The 1,498-nt window shown below is 67.7% G+C and carries 1 protein-coding gene; it reads left to right on the top strand.

All coding sequences use genetic code 11. The annotated features are described in order from the left end of the window. Nucleotides 1–250 precede the first annotated feature (250 nt). The gene (locus tag ACGFIV_RS36260; protein ID WP_392839612.1) at nucleotides 251–1,471 is read left to right on the top strand and encodes an IS110 family transposase; all 1,221 of its coding nucleotides are present in this window, start codon (nucleotides 251–253) and stop codon (nucleotides 1,469–1,471) included. Nucleotides 1,472–1,498 lie beyond the last annotated feature (27 nt).

Raw genomic sequence — 1,498 nt, 5'->3', positions numbered from 1 at the left:
CTAATGGAAGCTACCGGGTCGGCTGATCGGGCAGACTCGGTGCCTGGTAGCCGCGAGTGAGTGAGTACTTCCAACCGCTGGACCGATCTTGAGTCCTGGGGTCAGACCGTGCCCTCACCCGTGGTCGGGGGCCTTGATCACTGATGGGATGTCGTGCCCGCCCCTATGGGGGCGTGAGTACTGGTCCATTAGCACGCCGACCGGCTCCTGCAGGCTGCTTGATCGTGTAGTCGAGGGGTTGGAGGATCGGGTGCTGTTCGTCGGTGATGACTGGGCTGAGGACCATCACGACGTGGAGGTGCAGGACGAGCAGGGCCGGGCGGTCAAGCGGGCCCGGCTGCCCGAGGGCGCTGCCGGGGTGGCCCGCTTCCACGAGCTGGTCGCTTCCTTCCTGCCCGACGACGCCGAGCCGGCCGAGGTGCTGGTGTGCATCGAGACCGACCGGGGGCCGTGGGTGCGAGCGCTGGTCGCGGCCGGGTACCGGGTGTTCGGGGTGAACCCTAAGCAGGCCGCCCGGCACCGTGAGGTGATGGGCAACTCCGGCGCCAAGAGCGACAAGGCCGACGCGCACGCGCTGGCCGACATGGTGCGCACTCGCCGGCACCAACTCCGCGAGGTCGCCGCAGACTCCGATGAGGCCGAGGCAGTCAAGGTCGTCGCTCGCGCGCATCAGACGATGATCTGGGAACGGACCCGTCACATGCTGCGGCTCCGCTCGGCGTTGCGGGACTACTTCCCCGCTGCCCTGGCCGCCTACCAGCCGCTCGGCCTCACCAGTACCGCCGTCCTGGTGCTGCTGGCCAAGGCCCCGACACCGGCCGCGGCCGCTAGGTTGACCATCACCCAGATCACCGCGGCACTCAAGGGCTACCGCGACAAGCCCGCCAAAGCCGCCGCCATCCAGGTCGAACTGCGCGCCGAGCACCTCGGGCAAAGCGACCTGGTCGCCACGGCCTACGCGGCCACCGTAACGGCGACTGTCGCGGTCCTGCAGACCCTCAACACCCAGATCAACACCCTCGAACGGCAGGTCGAGGCCCATTTTGGGCGGCACCCGGACGCTGAGATCCTCCTCAGCCAGCCCGGCATCGGCGTCATCCTCGGCGCCCGGGTGCTCGCAGAGTTCGGCGACGCGAAAGGCCGCTACACCAGCGCCAAGGCCCGCAAGAACTACGCCGGAACCTCACCCATCACCCGCCAGTCCGGCAAGTCCAAGACCGTCCACGCCCGCTTCATCCACAATGACCGGCTCATCGACGCCCTCCACATGCAAGCCAGCGCCGCCATCCTCCACGACACAGCCGTCCGCGCCTACTACGACCAGCTCAAAACTCGCGACGTCAGCCACAACGCCGCCCTGCGCCAAGTCGGCAACCGCCTCGTCGGCATCCTTCACGGCTGCCTCAAAACACACACCCCCTACGACCAAGCAACCGCCTGGTCACACCGACAGAACGATTTTGCCGCTTGACAGCCCAGCTCCAGGGATGTCTGACCC

Source organism: Sphaerisporangium sp. NPDC049003, assembly GCF_043197795.1.
Classification (GTDB): domain Bacteria; phylum Actinomycetota; class Actinomycetes; order Streptosporangiales; family Streptosporangiaceae; genus Sphaerisporangium.
The sequence above is the reverse complement of the archived record's forward strand: the minus strand, read 5'-3'. Positions and strand labels throughout refer to the sequence as shown.